Here is a 25,430-nt window from a genome sequence, read left to right on the forward strand (position 1 = left end):
CGCCTTGGGACCTACCGATGCGCCGCTTGCATATCCCTTGTAATGCGGAAATCACGGTGTTCCGGGCGTGCTTCCACATGGTAGACGGCCCCCGGAAGCACTTCTATAGTGAAGTTTTTTGAGTAGACTAAGGTCATTGGGACGTATCTACGGAACTTCTTATAGATATAAAATTCAAGCGTTATCTTGTGCTTTCCCACCGCAAGATAACGCCCATCAAACCATGAAAAACTAACACCTTGCCCGTATGTTATGCCATCAACATCGGCAATACGCACGCCTTCGATCTGCATCGTTCGGTTTACGGCCTGCAATAGCAACCGACCGAACTTCGGATTACGGCGCAACCAAACCCGTTTTTCAAACCTGAATACAAGATAAATCCAGCCTGTCAGCAGGATTAGTACCACCCAACAAATATGCAGGGGTGTATATATCGAAAAATGATTTGGGAAAAGTTGCCACAGTTCATGGTCGTAAGCAATGCCCAAGAACATGACGGCAACGGCGAAAAACGTGCCCCCAAGAATGGCAACGATAGCCTTCGGGCGCAGCGTTACAATGCTGGGATACGAGTGAAAAGGCGAAAAATGGGAGACTAAAAAATAGACTACTGCCAACAATATGAATGCTGCTGACACTATAAATAAACTCTGAATAATCGTTCCCATAGTCTTATTTTTTGGAGAAAAGAGTTTTCTTGCGTCACTCTCTCTTGATGTAATGCTGCAAAGATACTGCTTTTCATCGGCAAACATCAATGTTTACAAATCGTTTAAAGGCTGCCGTTCATCATCAGATGAAGTTCCTTTCGATCTATATTCACCACCATGGAGGGGCTGAAGAAGAGGATTTGGCTGGTCATGGTACCTTTTATATGCCTTAGGTGACATGCCTGACCGTTGTTTGAAGAAGTTTGTGAAGGCCGATTGGTCGCTGAAATGAAGCTCAAAAGCTATTTCTCCGATGGTTTTATCAGCCATTTGGAGCAACTTACAGGCCTCTCCATAAAGGAAACTCTGCAAATATCCGTTGACAGTATTGCCCGAAACCTCTTTCACAATGCGTGAAAGATAGGTCGAAGTGATGTTCATTCGGTCGGCATAAAAGTTGATTTGGCGTTGCTGTTTGAAGTGATTTGATGCCAAATGGATAAAGATTTTGAAAATGTTTTCCTTGTGTTTCATGTCGTGAAGTCCGGCATTTTGATAGCCAATAAGCTCGCGAATGTGCATCTGCATCAAGTGAATTAGAAAGCCAAGCATCTCTTTTTTGTAGGCATGGGGCTGGCCAATGGTACGCTCTATCTGCGTGATGATGCCGGCAAACTCAGAGGTTTGCGTTTCACTCAGTGTCTTATAAAAACAGGTATTGAGCAGGTTTAGGGCAAAAGCATCGCGCAGATTGTCGTCGTTTTCCACCATATCGTCATAAAACGTGGCCTCAACGAAAAGAAAACGGCCTTCGAACGAGTTGCTGCAACTGACGAAATCGGTGTGCTGCATGGGCGAGGTGCGCAAAATACTGTGCTGTTCCAAGCGCACATTTCGGCCGTCGATGCAGACTTCGGCCTCTCCATCAATGAGCAGAAACACGGCATAAAAGTGAACAACATGCAGCTGTTTCATCAGCAAGGCGAATGTAGTTTCGTTGACAACTGCCGTCGCCACGACCGAACCAAAGGCCGTTGTGATGCCATTATGCCTGACAAAGTCGGGCAGGCTATGCTGTTTTTCGCTTTTCATCGCTTGAGAAAGAACCTTACAAGTAGGAAGTTGATTGGCACACAGACGCAGAACATGGGAACAGGTGCCAGCTTTTCGCTGACCCCCAAGGCCATAAAGAGATGCAACATGACGATTTGAAGCCCATAATTAATAAGGTGGCTCAAGGCAAAACCGGCCCCATGACGGGCATTGGTCTTTACTTTAAAGGTGTAACGTGTGCTGGCTACGAAGTTAAAAAGGAAGCTAACGGCATAGCCAATGGTGTTGGATAGCGTGGGAGAAACGGCATAAAGCATCAGTAGATAGACACCATACTGTATCAAGGTGGCCACACCTCCGACAATACCAAAGCGCACTATCTCGCCAATCTGCTGTTTGCGCTTAGGTTCTAAAGGGTTTGTAATGAGCTTCATCGGCATATTTTAGCATTTCATAGTCGCCCCGGCTGTCGCCAAAGGCAATGATATTCAGTTCCGACCGGGGCGAGGTGAGCACGCGCTCTATGCGGTTCACCTTCTCTTGGCCATAGCAATTAGGGGTTGTAAAGCGTCCTGTCAAGAAGCCATCCAGCACTTCTATCTGCGTTCCGACAACCTTTATGTCGGGCAAGAACGGCCTGACCCAATTGTCAATGCTGGCACTTACCACACAGACCTCACCTTTCTTCCGGGCCTCGGCAATCGTTTCCAAGGCCTTGGGACGCAACAAATGGCGGTTAACGGCAGCGAAGTTGCGACACAATTCATCGAAAACTTCAATCGCCATTCCTTTGAAAAAGTAAGCAAAAATACGCTGTTTAGCCTTCCAATTCGGGTAGAGATGCAACTTCATCAATACTAAAATCGGACTGAAAAGCAGGAAACCAAAGAGCCATTCCCATGTGCCCTTGGCATGGCGTATCACCTCAATAAACGTGTCTTTTGTAGTGATTGTGCTGTCAAAATCAAAGAGATAAACCGTCTTTTTCATCAGTTCAGCACATAGATAATCAACAAGAAAGCCAGCAACCATGCCGCAACAATGAGCTGTGTGAAGCGATCTTTGAGCAGCACCTTGGTGGGATCACCGCTCTTTTGGTCTACGACAGAGAGCTGAATGTAGCGCAATAAGCCCACAAGCACAAGGATACTCGTCAGGTAAAGATAGTCGTTGTGGAAGTTTTCTATGACTTCCGGACTCACTGTGTACATGATATAGCAGACCAAAGTGACCCCGGCTGTGATCGTAATGGCCTGATTCATGAACGTAAGGTTATAGCGAATGGTGTTCTTCCGCGGTGCTTCTCCGGTCCGTTCCATGCGAATAACGTCGTCGCGTCGCTTGGCAAAGCTCATAAAAAGCGTGATGAGGAAAGTCATAAGCACAATCCATTTGCTCAAAAGTACATGGGTTGCGAGGCCTCCGGCAAGCAAACGGAGCACGAAACCAAAGGCAACAATGCACACATCTATAATGGCATACTGCTTTAAACGGGCGCAATAGGCAAGGTTGAGCAGCCAGTAAAAGAGGATAACGCCGCCAGTTTCGAGCCTATGGGCAGGCAACAGGAGTAGGCAAAGCATGGAAAGCACGATACAAAGCAGCATCAGTCCATAGGCCACGGCAATGGGAATAGCTCCCGAAGCCACAGGACGGTGGCACTTCATTGGGTGACGTCGGTCGTCATCAACATCGTGAATATCGTTGAAACAATAGACGGACGACGCGGCAAAGCTATAAGAAAGGAACGTAATCAACCCTGCAATGAAGGCCTGTTCATCGAATAATCTGCCGCCAAAGAACAGCGGAAGCATCACAAAGAAGTTCTTCGTCCACTGCTTCGGACGCAGAAGTCTGATGTAATCTTTAGTGTTCATGGTCTTTGTTCTATTTGTTTGGAAATGAATGTTGCGGTTTTATTGAGCGCAAATGCCAATGGAAGCGTGACAACAAGGCACACAATGAAAGTCAGCCAATAGTTCCAAGCGGTCGGAAGATAGGCAAGTACGAAGTGGATATGAATGAGATAGCACTCCAAACTCAAGGCCCCGACGAACTTAAACGTGCGGTTGAACCACTTTGGTGTGCGTCGGAAGACACGGTTCAAAAGCAAGATTGTGGTGATGGTCAGCGGGATATAGAGCATACGTTCCACGTAAAGAGGAAACCGACCGTGCCGGTTTTGCTCCAAAAAGATACAGGCAAGGAGCGTCATCACAAACATAATGACGACCATCCAGATGCCCGTTCCGTCAATACGTCGCTTACGTCGCACCATTTCTCCCATGTTGATGCCGATGAAGAAAATAGGAATACGGCTCCAAAATATCTCAATATGCCCCACGGCTTGGTGAATTGGCGTGACATATTGCACCAAGATGCACCACAAAATCATCACAACCGGGAGCCAACGATACACGGGATGCCGGCGAATAAGCTCCATATAAGCCGGCGCAAAACAGTAAAGTAGCATCGTAGCCGGGATATACCAGAAGGTAAGTTCATCGTTTAACCAGAAGTCCCAATTGAGAATGATGTCGCCAAAAAGGTCAAGCCACGCCGCAAAATCGCCTCCGTGGAAGCGCGGAATGTAGTAAAGAGAGGCCGCAATAAGCCAAGCCGGATAGACACGAAGATAGCGTCTTGCGAAGAAATGCTTTACTTCCGGCCGCTTCAGCCAAGCAAACCAAAGTCCTATTCCGCTGAGGAACAAGAACATATCCACCCCTATATTGCCCATACGACGCAGTCCGAAGAACGAATCGCTTTGAGGTAAACCGACATGAAAGAGCATAATGAACAGCATAGCGGCCCCCATCAGTTCACCACGATAACGCGATATGTTCTCAAGTTCGATGTCCTTTATGGTCATAGTCGGTGCGTTTTTATTGGATAGGTATGCGTTTGATGATCTCACGGAAAGCCCATGCCAAGCAAATACTCGTCACGATGTAGAGCAAAAAACCTGCGTAGAGGTCGCTTCCACGGCTGATTGGAATGAATATCTTACGTGTAACGGGGTGGCAGACGAACAAGGCTGCACTGATGGTTCCTGTCCAAACGAGGCCTTTGTTCACGGGATTGGCACGGGCCGACAGCAGTTTCGCCATCGAAACGGCTGCCGTACAGACGAAAACCGGCACGAATGTCCAGCCAATAAAGTTCATACTGAGGCCGAAAATCATAAAGAGTGAACCCACGAACAGGGCGACATACGCCTTGAAATCAAGCGGTCGGCCATAGCGGGCATAGAGAATACCGAGGCCGAAGGGCAGCATTCCGCCCATGAAATTATAGCGATAGCGATTCAGTTCCTCGCTTTCTGGCCCGAAACAGCACTGCAATGCCACGCAAACTACCATCAAACCGACGGTCCACCCCCAATGTCTTCGAGCAATAAAAAGGCGGAAAATCAAATAAAGTTGCAGCATTAAACCGAAGAACCAATAGGGCCCGGGCCATATAATATCATCGGGATTGGGCAGCAAGTTATTGAACATTCCGAGCATGGCCACAATGTCCAAGACCGCATAATGATGAGACTTGGGCGTCATTAGGTCTGTCATCGTGAAGGCAACGAAGCCGAGTATCATCATCTTGAACAGCTTTTTGTAATGGTGTTGCATGAATGAAGTAACGCTTCCGAGCCCGGTTTCCTTGGCACTCCCCGTTGAATTGTCTGCCAAAGTCTCGTATTTCATCACCAAACCATAGGCACTCAAGAACAGAAAGACAGGCACACCGTAGTGCCCAAAGAATGAAAACAGGTGCATCGGCAGCAGCAAATCGGGGGCCGAAAGCGCATGAACGAACCCGTAGACATTGCTTTGAAAGAACTGATATTCGTTTTCTTTCACCACAGGCCCCAGCCAATGGCAGTAGTTATGCAGGAAGATTCCGATGATGGCCAGCCCACGTATGGCATTACACTCGGTGCGACTCAACAGTTGTTTCTTCATCTTTGCGTTCTTTTATCCTTGAAATGGGCCTCGCGCAACTTGTCATAATCCGCGTAACCTTTAAGGAGTCGCGGTCTCATTTCATCATATTTGTCACTCAAAACATTGTATTCCGGGTGGTAACCCTTGGTTATGCCTGCCAAATAAAGCAACATGTGAGGCAAGGCATCGGTCATCAAGCGACGATTTCGGGCCAAGACAATCTCTCGAAACAGCTCCGGTCGAAGGTGAACATAGCGGGGGGAACAGTAAATCCAGAATGGTATTTCGAACTCATAATGGGCCAATGGCCAGTCGATGACAGCCGAATGGTTGCGGCAGATGAAGCCCCTTGACTCCTCATAGCACTCCTCTCCGTGGTCGGGCATATAGATAACGATGGCGTCTTTACGCTCAAACCGCTTGCAAATCCGGTCGACTATCGAGTCATTATAGCGCACGGCGTTGTCGTAATAGCTCAACACAGTACGTTGTTTTTCGGAGAGTTCGGGCCGTTTCTCCATGTAATCGTCGGCAAAGAACTTGAATTGTCGCTTTGGACAACGCGTGCGATAGTTCACATGTTGGCCTATTAAGTGGAAGATAATGAGGTTCGGTCCCTTGCAATCTATCCTGCCTTGCTTCACAAAGTCATCGTAATCGGCCAGCAAATCTTCATCGAATAAATGCAGTTTTTCATTGCGCAAGTCGAATTGTTCCTTGTTTAATGCGGGGTTATTCAAGAAGAATCCGCCGCTAAAGTCATATACGGCAGCGTTGGCTTCTGGCAGGAATTGATTCGTAAGAAAGGTGACTTTGTAACCCGCTTTTCGGAATATTTCGGGGAAAAGTGGGTAATCACACCATGCCCCCGGCAGCCCTTTTACGTACAAAGAGAACACATTTTTGAACACAAAACTCGTCAAATTCCATGGCGATACCACATCGGTAAAGGGTACAAGAAGGCCTTTTTTCGCACGCCATATCTGCCTTGGTGTGGTCGGCATGAAGTAACCATACTGTTGAGAATGATGCTTTCCGTAGCTCTCACCAATGATAAGTACGATGTTAGGTGACCGGAATGAGCAGCTATCCACCTGCACTTTGGCAGCAGCTTTCACGAGTTGTTCGATTTGTTTTGCGGCCAGTTTATTGGCATAGATGCTGAAGACAAGTCGGCTCATCGGCGTATAAAGCACGGCATGGTCTTTCTCCGTAAGCGTGTGTTCCACCTCTCCAATCGTCTTACCGCGCATCAGTTGCCATGTCTTTTCCTTATTCTGGGCCGACGCTATGGCCCCCCAAACCACCATACATAGCGTGAGCAAGCCCCCCAAAGCATCATATTCGGGCTTCGTGTTCAGGCGCAACATCGGTTTGAAGCGGGGAATGAAGGCCAAAAGAACGTTGATGGCGGCCAAAAGCAGTAGCCAGCCCACGTTGCTGAAGACAAAATCAGAAACGTCGAGCGCTGAAATAAAGTCCCAAGCCTCGCGCCCATTGGTCTCGCCCACCAGCATCAACATCGATGGATTGAGCGTCGAACCGAAGCTGACAAAGCAATACGCGTCGACAAGGGCCACGCTATATAATATAAGGTATAGGCACAATCGCACCCACTTGCGTCCTTTCGAGGGTACAAGCATCAGCAACAGGCACAAGAAATAAAGGTCGATGAACAGCTCCGTGTACAGATTTTGATACACTTCGGCCCCTTTGAAAGGAGGCAGCGTCACCCATGCACACACACAACCCAGCACATACATCATCACAAAAAACAATGCATTGGCCTTGACGGGGCTGAATATCTTGGCGCATAGACGGCTCAACAGCTTCGCAATCTTCATCAAATCGTTATTTTCTGCAAAGGTAGTGCAAACGAAGCAAACAGCAAAGTAAAAAGCAAAAGAAGTGCTTTTTACTTTGTGTTTGTGAGTGCAGCCTAACTTATCTAAAGGTAGTGCAAACGAAGCAAACAGCAAAGTAAAAAGCGTTTTCTTTTACTTTGAAGACTGAGACCCATGCCATTCGCATGTAGGGACGCACGAGCCGTACGTTCGTTCAGTGAGAATTGAAAGCAAATAGTATGATTGATGGAGCGGACGCACGAGCCGTGCGTCCCTACATGCAATCAAAGTACTTCGTTATATCATTCCTATTGACAATCAATTACTTATGCCTCACGTTTCAATCTCAGCCATTTCATCGCGCAATATGGCTCATTTTGCACGGTAATCTCACCCATATTGCGCGCCAATATGGCTGAGATTGAAAAACAGGAATACGTAGTTCGTGCATCTATTTAATAGAGACAGGAGTGCATTCGTTCGTTCCTTTTAACGAATTTGGTTGCAGATGTATCGTTTTTTTTCTTAACTTTGCAACTGTTATGATGGAAAACCTGATAGGAGAAGCGCATCGTCCGGGCCGAATCGAGGTGGTTTGCGGTTCAATGTTCTCGGGAAAGACCGAAGAACTCATTCGAAGAATGAAGCGAGCTAAGTTTGCCAAGCAGCGTGTTGAAATCTTTAAGCCAACCGTTGACACCCGTTATTCGGACGAAGATGTGGTCAGTCACGACCAAAACGCTATTCATTCGACGCCCATAGACGCCTCGGGAGCAATATTGTTGCTGGCCTCCGACATTGATGTCGTGGGCATTGACGAGGCCCAATTCCTTGACGATGGTCTCGTGGACGTGTGCAATGAACTGGCAAACAAGGGCGTTCGGGTCATCATTGCAGGCTTGGACATGGACTATAAAGGCGTGCCTTTTGGGCCCATTCCGGCCCTTTGTGCCATCGCCGACGAGGTAACAAAGGTGCATGCCATCTGTGTCAGGTGCGGAGCCTTGGCCTATGTGAGCCACCGTTTGGTCAACAACGACCATCGGGTGCTGCTGGGTGAAAAGGAAGAATACGAGCCGTTGTGCCGCGACTGCTATCAGAAAGCATTGAAAGAAGAAAGGAAATAAGAGTTATGAGAAAGGAAATCACTTTCGACCGCTTTATCCGTTGGGCGGGTATAGGGCTGTTAGTCATCGCCATACTGCTGCTGATGAATTACCTGAGCAGCGTATTGTTGCCGTTCTTTGTTGCGTGGTTGCTGGCCTATCTGGTTTATCCTATCGTGCAATTCATCGAAAACCGGCTGCATATCCGCGTGCGGGCGCTCAGCATTCTGCTTACGATGCTGTTGCTGATTGTGGTCATCGGTGGTGTATTCTACCTTATCATACCACCCATGATCGACCAGTTTGACAGGCTACAAACCGTACTTACGCGTTGGGTTCACCACACAACGCATACCAACGACATAACAAATTACATCTCACAATGGATACAACAACATCAGAATCAGATAGAACGTATCTTCAAAAGTAAGGACTTTGGCGATGCAATCAAGGCCGCAATGCCAAGGCTTTTCACGTTTGTTGGGCAGACAGCTACAGTCATTTTGAGCGTCATTGCCTCTATGATTACGTTGCTATATATGTTCTTTATCTTGATGGATTACGAGGTTTTGACGAACAATTGGATACGAATCTTCCCCGCAAAAAACCGTCCGTTCTGGCGCGAACTCATGCAAGATGCGGGGCGAGAGCTTAATAATTACGTCCGAGGACAGGGACTTGTGGCCCTCTGTATGGGTATTATGTTCTGCATAGGTTTCACAATTATCGGCTTTCCGATGGCCATTGGGCTGGGCATTCTCATTGGAATTCTCGACTTGGTTCCCTATCTTCACACCTTTGCTCTCATTCCTACAGCCTTCCTTTCCATGTTGAAAGCCGCCGATACCGGGCAAGATTTCTGGGTTGTTTTTGGTATGGCTGTGCTCGTTTTTGCCGTAGTTCAGGTCATCACAGACCTCATTGTGACCCCCAAGATCATGGGAAAAGCCATGCGACTCAACCCGGCTATCCTGCTACTTTCACTCTCTGTGTGGGGCACTTTGCTGGGTTTTATCGGTCTGATTGTGGCACTTCCGCTGACAACATTGCTCATTGCTTATTGGCAACGCTATGTCACCAAGGAGGACACCAAGCATGTCAAACTGCAAACCGAGTCAGACGAAGGCGAATAACGGCCGCTTTCCCTTTTTAATTCAGCCGTATTCGTGTCACCACTGCCACGGGAGACAGGGCCATCTGTCCCCATTTTGTTTTGTTAAATATATTAAATTGCGGCGTATATTATATGCAAGTGCTTCCTCGTTCCAATTAAATTAAGTACCTTTGCACTCGCTTTCAAACAGAAAGTTGATTGACTCGCTAGCTCAGTTGGTAGAGCACAACACTTTTAATGTTGGGGTCATGGGTTCGAGCCCCATGCGGGTCACTAAGCACTAAAAAGAGGATTTCAAAAATGAAGTCCTCTTTTCCGTTTATACACGGCACTTGTTAGCTAAATGGCGCATTTAGAGGAAGTTATGCTAAATGTTGAACCTACGGCTAACAGGACATAACGGGAATTAAAAAGCCTTATCGGGAACGAAATGTGTTACCAAATGTGTTACCACCCCCAAAAAATGTGTTACCACTTGCACATTCAGACCCCAAAATCACTCCTTTAGCCGATTTAATAAGTTAAACTATGCTAAAAGAGAACGTAACAGTTATTTTTGACAGAAAGAAACAAGCGGCTAAACGCGGCTCTGGCAAGGTAGAATTACGCATCTATCTTGGCAGAACAGAGCGTAAGTACATTTCTTTGGGTGACTTCCCTGCTGAAAAGTGGGAAAAATTTGCTTCCTCACCACAAGTGAAAGCCGAACGAAGAAAGTGTGAACAGATTGTCGGAGCTATGGAGCTACTGGGCAATGAGATGACGATTGCCACCTTCGATGCTTATTATTATGGTGAAGAAGAACAGCCATCATTCATCTCCACCCCAAAGAAGGTTGTTACTGCAAAGCCCAAGACAAAAGTTCAACCTTCCATCAACTTCATAGAATATATGAAGGAGCATATCAAGGCTGAAGATATTAGTGAGGGGACTCGAAAACATAAGCAATGCACGCTGAACGCATTGCAGAGATTTGGCAAGATTCAAAAGCTTACAGATCTTACGAGTAATAATCTGGTGGCTTTTGATGAATGGCTACACGACGGTACGCGATCAGATGTTGGAATACATACCTATCACAAACATCTGAAGAAGTATTCCCACCTATTATATATTGAGGGTAAGATTGGAGTTGATCCATATACTCAAGTAAAATTCAAGCGTGGAGAGTGCAAGGAAAGAGAACCACTGACAGAGGCTGAGCTGCAAAAGTTGAGAAAGATTAAGTTGGACGATAAATTAGACAAGGTTCGCGACCTGTTCGTCTTTTCTGCATACACCGGGCTTGCCTATTGTGATGTGCAGGCCTTCGACTTTGAGAAAATGACTGAACAGCAGGGAAAGTTGTATTACATAGATGGAAGCCGCATCAAGACAGCATCGAAGTTTTTCACCCCTATCCTGGGACCAGCCATGGAAGTGCTAAAAAAGTACAAGTTCGTTCTTCCTAAGATTTCTAATCAGAAAGCTAATGACTTTCTTCACCTCATCGAGACTGCCCTGAAGTTGAACAAGCCGTTGACTTTTCATGTCGCCAGGCACTCTTTCGCAACACTGGCCCTTGCCCATGACATACCTATCGAGAACGTCTCGCGCATGCTTGGACACAAAAATATCCGGACTACACAAATCTACGCAAAGGTTCTAAAGACCACGATTAAGCGGCACGCTGAGAATCTTCAGCGAGCAATCAGATAATTTGATGACACACCACATTGAGCCATGCCTCCCTCTTCCGAGGCATGGCTTTATGTTTTACGCTCCATCAGATAGTTCACCAAGTAGGCGATGCCGCCAAAGAGCATCCACAAAACATACAGAAAGCCTTGAATCACCCAACCTATCAGCTGGAAGATGGCTCTGAACAGGATATATACGAAGAGAAATACTTGCATCTTAAAACATTATTAGCTATACCAAAGATACGAAAAATATCCGAGAAAAGCAAATAATAGAGCATCTAAAGCATTGACAATCAGCAAGTATTTTATGACTACATTTTCTCGTAATATCACTATCTCACGGCTTCATTTCTTCGTCTTTTCTCGAAGAAACGGACTCGTAACTTCGGTTTTTCCTTATATCGCTAAATCGGGTTTTCATTATCCCGATTTCACGATAACATTTTTCTTGAATCAGTTATCGAAGGACACCACAGTCCATCATTTCTTGCTAACTTTATGTCAGACAAGCAGGTGGCGAGACTACATTTCCCTTACGGAGTTTGGGTAGCAAGTTGTACTTTTGTGCGGACAAAAGTAACTTGCCAACTCTGTCAAGTTGGGGATTATTCTTCGCAACTCAGAATATAAACAGAAGAATATGGAACGGAAAACGAAAAGACTCTGGATAAGGATTTCTGCACAGGATGCCGAGCTGATTAAACAGAAGGCTACTAACTACAAAACGGTAAGTAGCATGATTTGGGATGCTATCAAGCAGTTTGACGATGTTGGTACAAAACGTAAAATCGCCACGCTCAACGAAATGATGACCTTCTATAAGAAGTATCAGCAGGACTTGGCATGGATGGGCGGTAACTTCAATCAGGTGGTCAAGCGAGCCAACGAACTGGCGATAGCCAATGAGCTGACACTTCCCTATTTTGAGAAAGTGCTTTATCCTCAAATCATGGAGCTACAAAAGCTCTTAACAGCGATAAAACAGGAACAGCATCAGATAGCCAAACGATTAACACGATAAAGCGAAAAGCCGTAATCGGTAAATACCGATTTATCAATCACATCTTTTCACGAACACACAAGAAAACGATGATAGCAACCATATTACCCTCCAGCACGACATTCCATGCCGTTGAGTACAACGAGCGAAAAGTTGCCAAAGGCCAGGCTGTGCTTCTTGAAATGAAGAACTTCGGTTATGTGGGAGCCGCTGATAGCTATACTCCCGAACAGCTGCAACAATACCTGATTGACTATTCGGCAAGAAACGAGCATATCCGCAAGGCGCAGTTCCATGTTGCCATCTCCTGCCGAGGACATGAATATTCCCAGGAGCAGCTTCTGGATATTGCCCACCAGTATCTTCATGAAATGGGCTATGATGATGAAGGGCAACCGCTTCTTATCTATGCGCACAATGACACCGACAACAATCACCTGCACATCATCACCAGTCGGGTGAATCCCAATGGGCAGAAGATAGACCATAACCATGAGCGCATCCGATCGCAGGAGGCTATCAACAAGATCGTCGGCGAAGATGAAGAACTGCGTGCCGACCTATTCTTGAAGGAAGCCCTCGGTTACAAGTTCAATTCTCTCTCTCAATTCAAAGCTATCATGGAGGCATCCGGCTATGAATGTTTCGAGCGTGACGGCAACCTCGAAATAGCACGCGGCGGTCGTGTACGCACCAAGATTACTAAGGATGACTTGATAGCAGGATTTTCAACCATTGATGATAAGGAATCCTACAAACGTCGTAGGCAGTTGGGGGCTATAATAAAGAAGTACCGTAACATGGTTTCCAGCCGTGGCGAGTTGTCAAACATCATGCAAAAGAAGTTTGGTGTATCGCTCGTCTTCTTCGGTTTAAAGGACAAGCCATACGGCTACATGATTGTGGATCATCACAAACAGGCGGTGTATAAAGGTGGCTGTGTGCTCTCCATCAAACAGCTGCAACACTTCATGAGCGAAGAGGAACGTATCAATAAGGTGGAACTCTATGTAGATGCCATGCTGGAGGATAATCCCCGGATGATTGCCTACGAACTCAATAGAATGTTGTGGCGACAGTACGGTACCCGCATTGCCAAGGGGCGTTTCAAATTACTTGGTGGCGGGGAGGTTGCCCTGAGCGATAACGTGCAAAAGGTATTGAAGTTCAACTTCATGCTGCGCCGTGTCCAGGCATTTTTCCCTACCAACGAGACCGAGCGTGACATTCTCTGCCATATCTGGAAGATTGAGAATCCCCACCTTATTTATATAGAGCCACACAACAAGCCCAATAATGGCTTTGCCGTAGAAATGCTGAACAATCTGGCAGTATCAACTGAGAAGCAAGACTTGGAGGTGGCATTAAAAGAGAATCACCTCGCCATTTTCAAGCAAGGTGACCAATATTATTGTGTCGATTTCATACACAGGTGCATCTTCAATTTAGTTTCAGAAGGCATCGACTTCAAAGCACTCCTTCCGGCTCTGCAAGAACTTCGACCTATGGCAGCTCGAAGAACCCATCCTTCTAACGGTCTCCTCAATAATGTTCTTTCGCACCATACCTCGGCATCCAACCGCAATGCTGAATGGGAAGTGGGTAGCAACGGTGGATATGAGGTAGATGGAGAGTGGAAGCTGAAAAGATAGTCGTTTTTACCACTCCACCTTCAAGTCCTTAAACATAACAGACTCCTTGTTCTCTCCATTGAGAACATCGAAGCGCAGCAGTTTAATTTTCTTAACCTTATTTATATCCACATCGTTGAAGACGATACGACCATTGGTTGGGGTATCTTTGAATACCCTGACCATAACATCGTTGCCTACGGTAAGATGCTCTGTCTTCTGTCGTTCTCCATACAGATCTACATAGGAGGCTTCGTAGCCGGAAACTATCATATCTACCATTTCACTTGTGGTGGACATCTGAAAAATTGCCGTGATAGATTTCTCCGCCTTATTACCCTTCAGTGAGATTAGTTTGTAGGTAATGCCGTTGCTACCCTGCATCGTTGTGATGGCCTTGCCAAAGTCCATCGCTTTACGCAAATCGACATTCAACTGTTCTACCTCACTCACACGTTGAGAGAGTCCATTCAACTGTTGCTGCTGTGCTTCTATCTTTTGTTTTAACTCTGTAATCTGGCTTTCAATGGTTTGCTGCGCCATCGCTGAAGCCGACAACATCAAGGTACATACGACAACTAATAGTTTTTTCATAGACAGAAAAATTATGATAATGATTTTTATTTCCAATGACAAAGATACGACAATCTTCGTATATTCTCCTTTGACTGCACCAAAAACTATCCGTATATTTTCACCACTTGCGGATCTCTAACCGTTAAATAGTCCTAATCTTTATTCTTCGTCTGATTTTTGGTCAATCCCCACACATCGCTTTCCCTAATCCTACATCTTATTACATTTACACAAATGGACATTAACCATCTATAAATGAGGACATTCTGGGATGAAAGACCATTTGCAAGTATAAAGCGGAAACACTATCTTTGCCAATGATTTCACGATTTAACATCTTCTTCATTTACCTACTTCTTAAGATGCTTATTTCACGAAATAACGCTACTGGGGCCCAACTCCATTTGATAACCGGCCTTCCAAAAAGGAGTTTGTTATTATCTATTATCTCACAACTAATAACAACCTCGACAATGAGAGACAACATCATGATAACCTTTGCCAATCAGAAGGGCGGTGTCGGAAAGACCACGCTCTGCACCATGTTTGCTGATTATCTGGCAGCAAAGGGCGAAAGCGTACTCGTTGTAGATTTCGACCGTCAGCAGACTATCTATTCCAAGCGAAATGAGGACGTGGAAAAGTACGAGGGTGTGCGACTGCCTTACAGCGTACACACTTTCGACATCAAAGACGCTAACAATGTGAGAGAGTTCCTTACGAACCTACGCAACGGCTATAAAGGTTTCGTACTGATGGACACTCCCGGCAATCTGTCACAGCAAGGTCTGGTGCCTATCTTCGCCCTAAGTCATTACATTGTTTGCCCCTATCAGTTCGAGGCAACCTCCATCAGTTCCACGGCTACTTTCATCGGCTTTATCGCCAAGCTGCAGCACATGCTGCCCATCATGAAGAGCCGGTTTATCTTCGTTGTGAACAAATGGGATAAGCGATATGGCAGGAAGGCAGAACTGGAACTGTGGGATAAGACAGAGGAAAGGCTCCGCCACTTCGGACTGGTTGCACCGCGCATAGAGGTCAAGGCGGATATGCAACGGTACAATACCATCGAACTGATGGGGCCGCAAAACGACATCGTGTCACCCACCTTCGACTTTATGTATCAACAGATCTTCAAACCTAAAGTGCCAACAAAATGAAAACGAATACTTCCCATTTGCAGGCTGCACCTACCAACGACCTTCTCAATCTGCCCGATATAGACGGTGTGTTTAATGAGGTGAAGACATCAACTTCCCCATCGTCTTCTCAGCCAATGCTAAGAGCTGCACAGCAAGACATTCCCCAGACAGTCAGCAGTTGGCAGCTCTTCCAGCAGTATGCCCAACAGTACGGCTACCGTGTCAAGAAGTACGGCCGCAAAAACTATGAGATAGACAACGAAGTGGTAGAGTTACTGAAGCTATGTAACATCAACAATATGTCAGTTACCGACATCATCAACGCTGCTCTCCGTGCCTTCATCGGCACCAACGGCAGCTACCTCAAAGAGTTTTTGCGCAGAAACGATTGCATTATCAATAATCTTCAAGATCATGTATAGGCAAAGTATCATCTGGACCGCCGCTATGGTGGATTACCTTAAAGACCATTATAAAGCGATGAGCAACGCCTCGTTAGCAGAGCATTTAGGTATTTCCCTAAGTTGCCTTCGTAAGAAGCTGCATGAGTTGGGCTTACACAAATGCCCTGTCACCAAAGCGATGACAGTGGCAGATAGGATCAGACGGCTATACTGCAGCCACTCTCATAGTGAGATAGCCCGGCTTACAGGCATATCCACTCGGACAGTATCACGAATTGTGAAGAAGTACCATCTTGTCAGGACGGCAGACGATGCCCGGCAGATACGGTCCCGTAGCAGAAGGAGCATCATCAAACGGGAGAAGGCTCGCGTGTTGTTCGGTCTGCCACAGAAAACCAACATCAAGGTGGTGGGAAACAAGAAGCGGGTGGTCTTGAAGAGCATCCTGAAGTCATTTGGCTATTTGGTCATCCCCGGGCACAACACCTTATATTATAATGAAGAGCTGAAGCGCAGGCCGATACGTGAGAGCAACGGACAGAAGATGGGGTTGACATTTCAGCCTATGAGTGTCTATCTTTCTGCATCAGTTCCATGTTCATCATTCACTTAATGCCTATTGCGTATGAATTTTCAAATATTCTTTGGTTTTATAGTGGTTTGCTACATCTGCTATTACTTAGGAATAGTGGCCTACGACCTGATGGTAAACAGCAAGCGGGCTGCCAGCGAAGACGACAAGGCGCAGGATGAAACGGTGGACATCTCCGATGAAGTAAGAGAGTTTACGCCCATCCTTATCACTCGGCCCATTATCAAGAAGCAGAAGGCGGCTGCCCTGAAACGGAAGCAGACCAGCCAAATGCTAATGACGGGTGGCATCGAGGTGGAGCGTCTCGTGCCCAAGGTGGAGGAACTTTCACAAAATGGAGAACAAAGCGAGCTGGGCGGACTGTTACAAGATTGGAAAGAAACATCCGACAAACAGCAGGATTCTTCATAACAACATACCGACCTTTATCTTTAACATTTCAGACGTAGCTCTTTAACTTGTTTCACTTACGGCTTTAACATGGAATTGAATTTGAAATTTAATCCATTCTATTATGTCGCAATTAAGAGAACAAGCAATAGCATGCGCAAAGAAAGCTTGGAGTTTTGCGAAGCAACAGTCTTTGAAAGTAGCAGTGGGCGTAGGAATGTTCGCCCTTAGTACAGGAACAGCATTGGCAAGTAGCAAGGGAGCTGGCGGTTTCACCAAAGCCACCACGGAGATTTCTTCGTATCAGACCCCTGTTTCCAATCTAATGAAGGCCATCGCAGCCGTCATCGTACTCGTGGGTGCGTTCAATGTGTATTTCAAGATGCAGAACGGCGATCAGGACGTGAAGAAGACCATCATGCTCACCATCGGTGGCTGTGTGGCTTTCATCGCCATGTCTGAGGCACTTCCGCTCTTCTTCAAGTAATCAACCGGTGGGAGTCGGATGATAAAACACATCTGGCTTCCATCTTATTTAATATTTCTATGGAAGATTTCTTTCCTATATACAAAGGCATACAGAAACCGTTGGAGTTTATGGGCATCAGAGGCCGCTTCCTGACCTTTGCCGCGATTGCCATCGGCGTGTCCTTCCTCGGCTTTATCCTCTTCTCCATTATCTTGGGTAAGTTGGCTGGCTTCATCGCCATGATTGTTCTTGCCCTTGTCGGACTGGCTACCATCTACATCCGGCAACGCAATGGGTTACACGCCAAACGCCATGATAAGGGTATCTATATCTATCACGGAATCTTCAAACACTAACGGTTATGGCACAGAAAAGAAGACCATTCGATAAACTCTTTGCCCAGTTGCAGGACATCAGGGAGAAGGACGGGAAAGTGCTTAACACGGTGCTGTGGTCTCAAAAAGGCAATCCATCAGTCTTTTTTGAGATAGAGAATCCTGTGCAACAGTATTGTACAGATGTCGACCAGTATCGGCTCTTTCAGGACGTACTGACCAACATCGTCAAGACACTCGGCGAAGGCTATGCCCTCCAGAAGCAGGATATTTTCTGCAAGCAGGAATATCACCATGAGCCGGAGGGAGAACAGGAGTTCCTCACCGAAAGTTACTTCAACTACTTCGAGGGACGGCCTTATACCGACATACGCACCTTTCTCATCATCACGCAGGAATGTGCGCACAATGCCTTCGTGAAATACGATGCCAAGCGATGGGAGGACTTCCATGTAAAGGTGGCCAAGGTAGCCGACATCCTGCAGGAGAAAGGTATTGCGCACCGTAAGCTGAGCAAGCCTGAGATTGTCGAGTACCTTCATCGCTTCATGGCGTTCCAGTTCAAGCAGGGACCATTCTCCATGACCAACTTCAAGTGCTCGGACGAGAACCTGAAGATTGGCGACCGCACGGTAAAGTCCTTCCCCTTGGTGGATATAGACGAAATCAACATGCCCAACTTCGTGCGTCCGTTCCTCTCTGTGAATATCAACGGTACTTACATTGCCACCGACCTCTTCTCCTTCCTGACGGAGATTCCTTATACCGATTGCGTCATCTACAATCAGGTCATCCAGATACCTGCCCAACGAAAACTCATGCGGAAGCTGCAAGGCAAGGCGAAACGTCATGGCTCCATGCCCGACCCGTCCAACCGCATCGCCAAGGAAGATATAGAACGATTACTGGACACGTTGGCCGTGGATAGCAAACTGATGGTCTATACCAACTTTAATATCCTCGTCAGCTGTCCACACGATAAGATAACCCCAGTTACCTCGTATATCGAGACGAAACTCTACGACTGCGCCATCATGCCTTCTCGGTCAGCGTATAACCAGTTGGAACTCTTCACATGCAGTTTCCCGGGCAACGGCTATGCCTTCAATCCCGACTACGATCTCTTCCTTACGTTGTCGGACGCCGCACTCTGCCTTTGCTTCAAGGAGCATCTGAAACACTCGGAGGAGACGCCACTCAAAACCTACTATACAGATCGGCAGGGACTACCCGTGGCGATAGACATTACCGGCAAGGAAGGTGCGCACAAATATACCGACAATGCCAATTTCTTTTGTATAGGACCTTCTGGCAGTGGCAAGAGCTTCCACATGAACAGTGTGGTGCGCCAGCTTCTGGAGCAAAACACGGATGTGGTGATGGTTGATACTGGTGACAGCTACGAGGGAATATGCAGCTACTTCGGTGGCACTTATATCACCTATTCCAAGGAGCATCCCATATCCATGAATCCGTTCAAGATTACCAAAACGGAGTACCGACAGAACTTCGGGGAGAAGAAGAACTTCCTCAAATCCCTCATCTTCCTGATCTTCAAGGGTAGCGAGATGCCCTCCAAGATTGAGGATGCCATCATCAATCAGGTCATTGTAGAGTATTACGATGCCTACTTTCATCCTTTCCGTGGCTTTTCTTCCGAAGAAAAGGACAGACTGCGCCACCGACTTTTGCTGGAGGATAAGAAGAACGGCGAGTATGAGAAGTATGGTGAGAAGGTGGAGCATCGCTATTATCAGGACTTTGAGGAACATCAGAGCGACATTTCCACAAAGGACTATGCAGAGGGTAAGGACGACATCTTTTCAGAAGCAGAGGTGCGGCATCAGGTCAAGGCAAAGCGTCAGGTGGAGAAACTACATGCCTTGGTCAATGACAAAGCTGCGACCGAAGGCGAAAAGGTGGCGGCCAACCGTCAGCTTATGCGCATCATGGCGGAGGTGATCGAGGGCAGCTATCTTATGCGTATCGAACAGAAGATAGAGAAAATGGAACAGCGCAGACGGAAGATGACCGTCAGGAAATTGTCTTTCAATACTTTCTATGAATATGCCTTGGAACGTATTCCACAGCTGATGGCCGAGAAAAAGATAGCCTTCAACATTGACAACTTCGCTGCCATCCTCGAACAGTTCTACCGTGGCGGTGAACTGGAGAGTACACTGAACAACGATTTGGAGCAGTCGCTCTTCGATGAGCGGTTTATCGTCTTTGAGATAGACAAAATCAAGGACGACCCCGTGCTGTTTCCCATCGTTGTGCTCATCATCATGGATGTGTTCCTCCAGAAGATGCGTATCAAGAAAGGCCGAAAGGCACTCATCATCGAAGAGGCATGGAAGGCCATCGCCTCGCCTACGATGGCAGAGTATATCAAATATCTGTATAAGACGGTGCGCAAGTTCCACGGCATCGCCGGTGTGGTGACGCAGGAATTGAACGATGTGATTGACTCGCCCATTGTCAAAGAGGCGATTATCAACAACAGTGATGTGAAAATCCTGCTCGACCAAGCAAAGTTCAAGGACAGGTACGATGATATTGCGGCCATCCTCGGACTGACAGCGGTGCAGCGACAGCAGATTTTCACCATCAATGCGCTTAACAACCACGAGGGGCGTAACTACTTCAAGGAGGTGTGGATATGCCGTGGGCAGGTGTCGGATGTGTATGGCGTGGAGGAACCGCCGGAATGTTACTGGGCCTACACTACGGAACGGGCAGAAAAGGAAGCCCTCAAAATCTACACAAGACATTATGGTGGCAACATCCAGCGTGCCATCACGGAGATAGAGAAAGACCGCAGACAGGCAGGGATAAATAAATATCTCGACTTCGCGCGGCAGGTTAATGAACATCAAAACATTATGAGCTTATGGAAAAGTCAAAGTTAATACTCGTTATGGCGATGCTCCTTGCCTCGCTGAATATTCAAGCTGGCTGGCGTGTGGTGATAGACAGGAAAACCACAGCTGCCGTCGTGTCCAATGCAGCCTCGCAGAAACTCATAGAGGATAAGCACAATGGGCGTTTGGATTCCATCAAGTCCAAGCAGGAGAAATTGATGAAATACACCGCTACGATGGCAAGCATCAAGGAACTTTACCAGCTCTCCATGCAGAACATTACAGGCTTTGGGGAGGAAAGCAAATATTATGGCGAAATCGTTTCGCTCACAGCCGGTATCTTCAAGGATGTGCCCATCGTGCTGAAACAACTCGGCAAGTCGCCGGGCAAGAACTATGTGGTATGCCTCAATGAGATGACCAACCTCGTGTCCGAGACGGAAGGACTGGTACACGACTTTGTGGATATTGTAAACAACGGTAAGATACGCAATCCGTTGGGTACTGCCAAGGAGGATGGTAAGGACGATGGATATAACCTGCTCAATCGTTATGAACGGCTGACGATGGCTAACAAAATCTACAGCCGTCTGCTTGAAATCCACTACAAACTGGAGGTCATGGTGATGATGTGCCAGTTCGGTAACAGCTGGGGCGATGTACTCATGGCCATCGACGTGGAGTCGTGGGCTGCCTATATCACCGCGCGAAACTCCGTGGACGGACTGATTGACAACTGGAACGGATTGGGTGTCTAATGGAGATTGAGCCTATGAAAAGAGCATGGAATATAAAATGGAATATAAGGAGGTGCTGGTTGTTGCTCTTATGTCTGACCTTGGCAGCTCCCACCTTTGCCGATGTCATCCCCACACCGAGGGATCCGGCCACCATCGAAGCCCTCATCAGTTTGCACAAACTCATCAAGGGTGAAGAAGACAAGGCTCTGGCGAAGGTAACAACGAGCTTTGGCGAGCAGAGCATCATCACAAAAGGTGCCACCAAGTTCAACAATGTAAGGACGACCTTGGACAGCAAACTGAATAACGGCTATTCCTACGTCATCTTAGCCGGAGCGTTGGGTTCGACGGCCAACAGTATGTACCGCCTGATACAGGAGTATTCTCAGTTTACACGCTCCACCTTCCAATACACGTTCAAGAAACCGATGGTGGCATGGTATTATACCGAAGCGAACATGGCGTGTGCAAGGGAAATCAAGAACATCAAAGCCCTCTATGCCTCACTTGCCGCCAGCGGCATCAATGTGATGAAAGCCTCGATGGACGAGAAACTTCACATCATTATGGAACTTAAAAACTCCATTGAAACAATGAGAGGCATTATTGACAGTGCCAATGTATGGTGCAGCCTTATTACCGTTGGTGGCTTCAGATATGACTACATCTGGGACATTCTCAACAGTGAGGTGACGGATAAGATAGCAGAAGGTGTAATCAATAAATGGAACAGCGTATGAGAAAATATCTATTCGCCATTGTGGGGTTGTTATATTTCTCTTTCCCTGCTTTGGCTCAACATCCTACCTACGACGACCAGAAGGAAAAGCAGTGGAAGTCGATGGAGAACGGTCCATGGGACTTTTCCCCGGATTGGTATTATTACCTGCTGCATAAGAAGTATAGTGGCGGTGAGACTTATTGGCAATGGAGATTCCTCAAATCCGGCTGGAGAGTACGGTTCAAGGAGAGTAAATCCAACGTGAAGCGGATTATGCCCACCCGTATCACCACCGAAGAGACGCAACGGCAGAAGGTGAAGAAAGCCGAAGAGGAACGCATGAAGATAGAAGATCTCTACAAAGAAGAAGTTGCTCGTGCAGCTGACAGGAATGTCGATTTGGTTTATTCTTCGTTCAAGGCCGACTTTGACCGTATGCAGAAGTCCATTACCGATGGACTGCTCTTCTGTATGCAGCGAAGCAAGGGGAAACTGAAATTTCAGGTCGATGAGCTGACGCGGCAGAATGAAATGATGTGCCAGGACATCGCCTACATCCATCGGACAGGTGCAGGGTATGAACTTGAAAACGCCAAGCGGCAGAAAGCCTACCAGCAATACAAGAAACAGATGGAGGAGATGGTCAGCCGGGTGGCGCACCTTGTCGGCATGGCGCAGAACTATTACAAACGATAACATTATGATTTAAGAATATGGTTACAGACATCTTATTGAATATCACAAGTCAGCTGCTCACGATGGGATTGCCTTCCATCGACGAGAGCCTGGACAAGCTGCTGGTGGCGATGGAGACCTTCCCGAAGTCGGCGGTACTAGGCGACACCGTGGGCTATGCCCGTGTCATCGGCCTATGCCTTGCCCTTTGCGTGGGTTCCTACGAGTGCTGGATGATGATGCTTGGGCGTAGGGCGATGGACGTGATGAAACTTCTCCGCATCGTGGGATTGTCCATTTGCATCACTTACAGCTCATGGATCTGTCAGGAACTGGCCCGGCCGGGCAAGGCATTGGAGGCGACCACCAAACAGATGGCAAGCAGCAAGAACAAGGAAGTGGCAGCTTTGGAGCTAAAAGTGGCGCAAAAGCAGTCGGACTACCTCAAACGGCTCCGACAGGTGCAGGACAGCATCGAGACGGCGAAGCAGGTACAGGAGATTGGCGAGGATGCTCATTGGTGGGACAAGCTCATCTACAATATGGAAAATCTGGGCACAACCATCAACAACTATGCGCAGCGAGCTACCGTAGCCGCGGAGACAAAAGTGTCGGAATGGATCAACGACGTGATACGCTTCATCGGGGAGCTGATATTCCAAATGTCGTATTATGGTATTTTGGTGGCCCAGCGTATCTTCATGACGATACTGGCGATCTTTGCTCCTATCATGTTTGCCCTGTCCATCGTTCCGCCATGGAGCAGTGCATGGTCTCAATGGATCAGCAAATACCTGTCTTTGTCGCTATGGGGATTTGTTACCTATATGTGCCTGTACTACATTGACTTTATCCTGATGTATAACCTCGGAGAAGACCTAACCGCTTACGGTAGGCTTTTGCAAGGTCAGGTGAACTCCTGGGGGCAGATTGGCGCACTGGGTATTCAAGGAATTGGCTCAAACTGTATGTATGCCATGGGTATGCTCGTGGGTGCCTACATCATTCGCTTTGTTCCAGAGGTGGCTTCATGGCTGATACCGGGTGGCGTGAGTTCGAGTGCGGGCAGTGCCGCAGGTGGTGTCGTGGCCGGTGTCGTTGGCGGAGCTGTGGGCAGTGCCGCTTCTACAGGAGTGGGCATCGCTTCGGTTGTTACGCCAGTGGCAGGCTCGGCGGTATCCGGGGCTGCTCATCTCGGAGCGGCAGGTGTGGCCGGAGCCGTGAGTGGTGCAAGTGGCTATTCCGATGGCGGTGCGGCTACTTTAGCTGGAGCGATGGGCGGTGCAGCTTCAGGTATGGCGAAAGAGGCCAAGCACATGTTCACCGAAAGTTCTGCTGGCAAGGCGGCATCGAAGATGGGCAGTTCCATGAGGGATTCATATAACAGAGGAAAATAAACTAAAACGACAGGATATGTTAATACAGAGTTTGGAACAGAAAACAAGGCTTGCGCTGATGACCGTACTGCTGACCATCATAGGCAGTACGGTGGTATGTGCCTGCTGCATCTTCTACTGTGCCAAGTTGGTAACGGAAGAGCGTAATCAGATTTATGTCCTAGATGGCGACATTCCTTTCCTCGCTGAAAGGAGTAAGCAAGAGGCGAATTTTGTCATGGAGGCAAAAGCACACATCCAGCTCTTCCATCAGTATTTCTTCAATCTGCCGCCCGATGACGACTATATCAAATGGACACTGTCCAAAGCCATGTATATGGCGGACGGTACAGCACTGAAACAGAAACAGGCGATGGAGGAAAATGGTTTTTACTCGGACATTGTCTCTTCTTCGGCCGTGTGCATGATCATCTGTGACTCCATCAAGCTGGACGAACACACTCGGAAGTTCAAATACTACGGTACGCAGATTATTAAACGTCGTTCACGCGACATGAAACGCTCTCTTATTACGGTGGGCAGCATCGAGAATGTGCCCCGTACAAGGAACAATCCGCACGGTCTGCTGATTACCAATTGGAGAACATTGGAGAACAAGGATTTAGACTACTAAGGGTATGAAGAAGAAAATGAAACGTGCGAAAGAGGCCAAGACCAGATGGGAACAGGAAACCAGGGATAAGGTGAAGTCCTTTGTAAGGAAGCTCTCTTTGCAATGGAAGATACGGGAGCGGATAGATGCTGCCAACGCATGGGCAGTGAAACACCCGAAACATACGGCAGCCATGACCGTCGGTGCGCTGGTCTGCTCGCTCTGCTTGGGGATAGTCGTTTCCCTCTATTCTCCACAGTCCAGCAAGGATATTGTGGGAGAGATAGAGAATGTGCAGCCTATGTTCGCCGGACTGCAGAGCATACAGAATGGCAAGAACATACAGGTTCGGGAGGTCGGACAGCTGGTCCTCAGAGGTCAGCGACTGAAAGGGGAGTTGGATTCTTTGGTGCGTATTCCTATCAAGACGCATCAGGATTCTGCGCTTATCATCTATAAATACAAGCAACTCGAAATGATAGTGGCAAACTTAAAACATCAATGAT

At 47.3% G+C, this 25,430-nt stretch carries 28 protein-coding genes and 1 tRNA gene; 19 read left to right on the forward strand and 10 right to left on the reverse strand.

The window, feature by feature from the left end; all coding sequences use genetic code 11:
* Positions 1-11: 11 nt before the first annotated feature.
* The 8 genes from HMPREF9944_RS07325 to HMPREF9944_RS07360 form a co-directional block, all read right to left on the reverse strand.
* The gene (locus HMPREF9944_RS07325) at positions 12-671 is read right to left on the reverse strand and encodes a hypothetical protein (RefSeq protein ID WP_008565520.1); all 660 of its coding nucleotides are present in this window, start codon (positions 669-671) and stop codon (positions 12-14) included.
* Positions 672-764: 93 nt separating this feature from the next.
* On the reverse strand, positions 765-1,745 hold the full coding sequence (locus HMPREF9944_RS07330; RefSeq protein WP_008565521.1) for a helix-turn-helix domain-containing protein: 981 nt from the start codon (positions 1,743-1,745) through the stop codon (positions 765-767).
* On the reverse strand, positions 1,742-2,140 hold the full coding sequence (locus HMPREF9944_RS07335; protein WP_008565522.1) for a GtrA family protein: 399 nt from the start codon (positions 2,138-2,140) through the stop codon (positions 1,742-1,744). The genes HMPREF9944_RS07330 and HMPREF9944_RS07335 overlap by 4 nt, the downstream gene beginning before the upstream one ends.
* Entirely contained in the window at positions 2,109-2,696 is a 588-nt protein-coding gene (locus HMPREF9944_RS07340) for an HAD family hydrolase (RefSeq protein ID WP_008565523.1), read from the reverse strand. Before HMPREF9944_RS07340 ends, HMPREF9944_RS07335 begins: the two co-directional genes overlap by 32 nt.
* Positions 2,696-3,583 carry a decaprenyl-phosphate phosphoribosyltransferase gene (locus HMPREF9944_RS07345; RefSeq protein WP_008565524.1) on the reverse strand — a complete coding sequence of 296 codons (888 nt, stop codon included), beginning with the start codon at positions 3,581-3,583 and terminating at the stop codon, positions 2,696-2,698. Before HMPREF9944_RS07345 ends, HMPREF9944_RS07340 begins: the two co-directional genes overlap by 1 nt.
* Complete coding sequence (locus HMPREF9944_RS07350) at positions 3,580-4,578, reverse strand: acyltransferase family protein (protein WP_008565525.1); 999 nt, start codon at positions 4,576-4,578, stop codon at positions 3,580-3,582. The genes HMPREF9944_RS07345 and HMPREF9944_RS07350 overlap by 4 nt, the downstream gene beginning before the upstream one ends.
* A gap of 13 nt (positions 4,579-4,591) precedes the next feature.
* Positions 4,592-5,665, reverse strand: a complete 1,074-nt coding sequence (locus HMPREF9944_RS07355; RefSeq protein WP_008565526.1) for an acyltransferase family protein — start codon at positions 5,663-5,665, stop codon at positions 4,592-4,594.
* Positions 5,662-7,491, reverse strand: coding sequence for a phosphoethanolamine transferase (locus HMPREF9944_RS07360; RefSeq protein WP_008565528.1), 1,830 nt, complete (start codon positions 7,489-7,491; stop codon positions 5,662-5,664). The genes HMPREF9944_RS07355 and HMPREF9944_RS07360 overlap by 4 nt, the downstream gene beginning before the upstream one ends.
* Before the next feature lie 542 nt (positions 7,492-8,033).
* Between HMPREF9944_RS07360 and HMPREF9944_RS07365 the strand changes: the two genes are divergently transcribed.
* The 4 genes from HMPREF9944_RS07365 to HMPREF9944_RS07380 all read left to right on the forward strand — a co-directional run bounded on the left by HMPREF9944_RS07365 (position 8,034) and on the right by HMPREF9944_RS07380 (position 11,409).
* The gene (locus HMPREF9944_RS07365) at positions 8,034-8,618 is read left to right on the forward strand and encodes a thymidine kinase (protein WP_008565530.1); all 585 of its coding nucleotides are present in this window, start codon (positions 8,034-8,036) and stop codon (positions 8,616-8,618) included.
* Between the two features lie 5 nt (positions 8,619-8,623).
* Positions 8,624-9,730: an AI-2E family transporter gene (locus HMPREF9944_RS07370; RefSeq protein WP_008565532.1), complete on the forward strand. Its 1,107-nt coding sequence runs from the start codon at positions 8,624-8,626 to the stop codon at positions 9,728-9,730.
* 181 nt (positions 9,731-9,911) lie between these two features.
* A tRNA-Lys gene (locus HMPREF9944_RS07375) sits at positions 9,912-9,984 on the forward strand.
* Between the two features lie 255 nt (positions 9,985-10,239).
* Complete coding sequence (locus HMPREF9944_RS07380; RefSeq protein ID WP_004363132.1) at positions 10,240-11,409, forward strand: site-specific integrase; 1,170 nt, start codon at positions 10,240-10,242, stop codon at positions 11,407-11,409.
* 50 nt (positions 11,410-11,459) lie between these two features.
* On the opposite strand, the gene HMPREF9944_RS13110 is transcribed toward HMPREF9944_RS07380, so the two are convergent.
* Complete coding sequence (locus HMPREF9944_RS13110) at positions 11,460-11,606, reverse strand: hypothetical protein (protein WP_004363133.1); 147 nt, start codon at positions 11,604-11,606, stop codon at positions 11,460-11,462.
* Between the two features lie 427 nt (positions 11,607-12,033).
* On the opposite strand from HMPREF9944_RS13110, the gene HMPREF9944_RS07385 reads away from it, so the two are divergent.
* Both HMPREF9944_RS07385 and HMPREF9944_RS07390 read left to right on the forward strand, forming a co-directional pair.
* Positions 12,034-12,414, forward strand: a complete 381-nt coding sequence (locus HMPREF9944_RS07385) for a hypothetical protein (RefSeq protein ID WP_004363134.1) — start codon at positions 12,034-12,036, stop codon at positions 12,412-12,414.
* 68 nt (positions 12,415-12,482) lie between these two features.
* Positions 12,483-14,045, forward strand: a complete 1,563-nt coding sequence (locus tag HMPREF9944_RS07390) for a relaxase/mobilization nuclease domain-containing protein (RefSeq protein WP_004363135.1) — start codon at positions 12,483-12,485, stop codon at positions 14,043-14,045.
* Positions 14,046-14,051: 6 nt separating this feature from the next.
* Here the strand turns inward: HMPREF9944_RS07390 and HMPREF9944_RS07395 are convergent, their stop codons facing one another.
* Positions 14,052-14,618, reverse strand: a complete 567-nt coding sequence (locus HMPREF9944_RS07395; RefSeq protein ID WP_004363136.1) for a hypothetical protein — start codon at positions 14,616-14,618, stop codon at positions 14,052-14,054.
* 455 nt (positions 14,619-15,073) lie between these two features.
* Between HMPREF9944_RS07395 and HMPREF9944_RS07400 the strand changes: the two genes are divergently transcribed.
* The 13 genes from HMPREF9944_RS07400 (at position 15,074) to HMPREF9944_RS07460 (ending at position 25,429) form a co-directional block, all read left to right on the forward strand.
* Positions 15,074-15,763: a ParA family protein gene (locus HMPREF9944_RS07400; protein ID WP_004363137.1), complete on the forward strand. Its 690-nt coding sequence runs from the start codon at positions 15,074-15,076 to the stop codon at positions 15,761-15,763.
* Positions 15,760-16,167, forward strand: coding sequence for a hypothetical protein (locus HMPREF9944_RS07405; RefSeq protein WP_004363138.1), 408 nt, complete (start codon positions 15,760-15,762; stop codon positions 16,165-16,167). The genes HMPREF9944_RS07400 and HMPREF9944_RS07405 overlap by 4 nt, the downstream gene beginning before the upstream one ends.
* Positions 16,160-16,762: a helix-turn-helix domain-containing protein gene (locus HMPREF9944_RS07410; RefSeq protein ID WP_004363140.1), complete on the forward strand. Its 603-nt coding sequence runs from the start codon at positions 16,160-16,162 to the stop codon at positions 16,760-16,762. The genes HMPREF9944_RS07405 and HMPREF9944_RS07410 overlap by 8 nt, the downstream gene beginning before the upstream one ends.
* A 12-nt stretch (positions 16,763-16,774) precedes the next feature.
* On the forward strand, positions 16,775-17,152 hold the full coding sequence (locus HMPREF9944_RS07415) for a hypothetical protein (protein WP_004363142.1): 378 nt from the start codon (positions 16,775-16,777) through the stop codon (positions 17,150-17,152).
* A 103-nt stretch (positions 17,153-17,255) separates the two neighbouring features.
* Positions 17,256-17,618 carry a DUF4134 domain-containing protein gene (locus HMPREF9944_RS07420; RefSeq protein WP_004363143.1) on the forward strand — a complete coding sequence of 121 codons (363 nt, stop codon included), beginning with the start codon at positions 17,256-17,258 and terminating at the stop codon, positions 17,616-17,618.
* Positions 17,619-17,677: 59 nt separating this feature from the next.
* The gene (locus HMPREF9944_RS07425) at positions 17,678-17,956 is read left to right on the forward strand and encodes a DUF4133 domain-containing protein (protein WP_004363144.1); all 279 of its coding nucleotides are present in this window, start codon (positions 17,678-17,680) and stop codon (positions 17,954-17,956) included.
* 5 nt (positions 17,957-17,961) lie between these two features.
* Positions 17,962-20,847 (forward strand): TraG family conjugative transposon ATPase, encoded by a 2,886-nt coding sequence (locus HMPREF9944_RS07430; protein WP_004363145.1) that lies wholly within the window; start codon positions 17,962-17,964, stop codon positions 20,845-20,847.
* A complete protein-coding gene (locus tag HMPREF9944_RS07435; RefSeq protein WP_004363146.1) occupies positions 20,829-21,557 on the forward strand; it encodes a hypothetical protein in 729 nt (242 codons plus the stop codon). Before HMPREF9944_RS07430 ends, HMPREF9944_RS07435 begins: the two co-directional genes overlap by 19 nt.
* Positions 21,558-21,571: 14 nt before the next feature.
* Positions 21,572-22,279, forward strand: coding sequence for a hypothetical protein (locus HMPREF9944_RS07440; protein WP_036881695.1), 708 nt, complete (start codon positions 21,572-21,574; stop codon positions 22,277-22,279).
* Positions 22,276-22,956, forward strand: coding sequence for a DUF5045 domain-containing protein (locus tag HMPREF9944_RS07445; protein ID WP_004363148.1), 681 nt, complete (start codon positions 22,276-22,278; stop codon positions 22,954-22,956). Before HMPREF9944_RS07440 ends, HMPREF9944_RS07445 begins: the two co-directional genes overlap by 4 nt.
* A 17-nt stretch (positions 22,957-22,973) precedes the next feature.
* Positions 22,974-24,332, forward strand: a complete 1,359-nt coding sequence (locus tag HMPREF9944_RS07450; protein ID WP_004363652.1) for a hypothetical protein — start codon at positions 22,974-22,976, stop codon at positions 24,330-24,332.
* 16 nt (positions 24,333-24,348) lie between these two features.
* Positions 24,349-24,945: a conjugative transposon protein TraK gene (traK, locus tag HMPREF9944_RS07455; RefSeq protein WP_004363651.1), complete on the forward strand. Its 597-nt coding sequence runs from the start codon at positions 24,349-24,351 to the stop codon at positions 24,943-24,945.
* A 4-nt stretch (positions 24,946-24,949) separates the two neighbouring features.
* The gene (locus HMPREF9944_RS07460; protein WP_004363650.1) at positions 24,950-25,429 is read left to right on the forward strand and encodes a hypothetical protein; all 480 of its coding nucleotides are present in this window, start codon (positions 24,950-24,952) and stop codon (positions 25,427-25,429) included.
* Position 25,430: the final 1 nt, after the last annotated feature.

The sequence above is a fragment of the Segatella maculosa OT 289 genome (assembly GCF_000243015.1).
GTDB classification, from domain to species: Bacteria; Bacteroidota; Bacteroidia; order Bacteroidales; family Bacteroidaceae; genus Prevotella; species Prevotella maculosa.